Source organism: thiotrophic endosymbiont of Bathymodiolus puteoserpentis (Logatchev), from assembly GCF_900127505.1.
Lineage (GTDB): Bacteria > Pseudomonadota > Gammaproteobacteria > PS1 > Pseudothioglobaceae > Thiodubiliella.
In genome coordinates this window covers 1-1,569 of the sequence record NZ_UEXF01000054.1, presented here as the reverse complement: position 1 = coordinate 1,569, position 1,569 = coordinate 1, and the positions used below count along the sequence as shown (strand labels likewise).

Here is a 1,569-nt window from a genome sequence, read left to right as displayed (position 1 = left end):
TTTTTTTGGACTTTATGAAAAAAATACAGGTAGTTTTGAAAATATTTTTGAAAAAATCTAAAAATTGAAATTAGGGTGGAGAATTATGAGTTATGCAAAAGTCTCTTTTTATTGTTTGATTTTTTTGCAAGCAAAAAATAACAAATATTTAAAAAGTGTTCACGTTGAATTTACAGAAAAGAAATTACAGTACCATTGGAGGCAGTCAGAGCGGGTCTCAATGGTCATAGAGTACTAGCTACGCTACACGCATCTAGCATTAAAGAAGCAATATCAAGACTATGGGGTTTTTTAAACGACCAAGGTGATGAGTTGTTAGTTCAATCACTACAAGGTATTGTTGCACAGCACTTAATACATATTACTAATAAAAAAAAATATTGCCTTTACGAGGCATTAGAAGTAGATCAAAAAGTGAAAAACATTTTAAATCAAGCGTTAGATCATAATTCACAGCTCACTTTAAATGCTTGTGATTTGAGACAAAAAAATCGCATAACGCTGGTTGAAAAAAAACAAAAACTTATCATTGACGGCATTGACGAAAATTTGCTTAATTGTATTTCCTAAATCATACTGGGGCTAATGCAGGGGTCTCGTTTTAATTTTTAGTGGGTAGTTTTGCATGGTGAAATATGACATCTACAGATACCAAAAAACCCCGGTACAATTTATGCGCTTCATAAATTGTACCGGGGTTTTTAGGAGCTCTAAAGCTAGTCAATTACTATAGAATAGTTAAGTCTTGCACATCCATATCCACATAAACATCCATATGTACATAAGAATTTCCACAAAATTTAACAGGTGCTGGCTCGAAAAATTCAACAGGTGCTAGCTCGAGATCAGTTGTTAAAGTTGTTGGGACTTTTTCCAAAGTAGCATTCCCTAAAAATCCATTAGCATGTGGTTCGTCAATATACTGAGTTCCTTCTGTATATTGAACAATCAAGATATCATCAATATCATTGCTGATAAAAACATCAGTAAAGTTGATTCCTTTTCCAGTGTCTTTGCCAAAGTAAAAGTAATTACTACCATTGCCTTTATCACTTGTGCCGGTAACTTCATCTAGTTTATGTATAGTACCTGAATCTTCTTGAGTGTCAATAGCATCGTCAATAGCATCGACAACATCAACAATATCGTCAGTGATTTGAGCAGTGTCAGTAGCATCAGCATCGTCAGCGATTTGAGCAGTTTTATTGGCATTTTCAATGATACTTTTAGCAATTTGAGCAGCTTCATTAGCATCTTCAATAGCACTTTCGGCAATTTCAGCAGAAGCATCAGCTTTTACAATAGCACTTTTAGCAACTTGAGCAGTTTCATTGGCATTTTCAATAGCACTTTCGGCAATTTCAGCAGAAGCATCAGCTTTTACAATAGCGTCTTTGGCAATTTTGGCATAATAATCAGCCTTTGCAATAGCGTCAGCATCTCCGTCGCGTTTAGCAACTTGAGCAGTTTCATTGGCATTTGCAACAGCGACTTCGGCAGCTCGAGCGTCTTTATCGGCATTTTCAATAGCGGTTTCAGCGATTTCGGCATAATAATCAGCCTTTGCAA

2 protein-coding genes are annotated in these 1,569 nt (G+C 35.5%); one reads left to right on the top strand and one right to left on the bottom strand.

Annotation, left to right across the window (positions count from 1 at the left end; translation table 11 throughout):
• The first annotated feature begins 195 nt into the window (after nucleotides 1-195).
• Nucleotides 196-570: an ATPase, T2SS/T4P/T4SS family gene (locus tag BHECKSOX2_RS06760; RefSeq protein WP_180323702.1), complete on the top strand. Its 375-nt coding sequence runs from the start codon at nucleotides 196-198 to the stop codon at nucleotides 568-570.
• Nucleotides 571-727: 157 nt separating this feature from the next.
• Here the strand turns inward: BHECKSOX2_RS06760 and BHECKSOX2_RS06755 are convergent.
• Nucleotides 728-1,569: cell envelope integrity TolA family protein (locus BHECKSOX2_RS06755; protein ID WP_483444631.1), on the bottom strand; the 842-nt coding region annotated here is incomplete at its 5' end.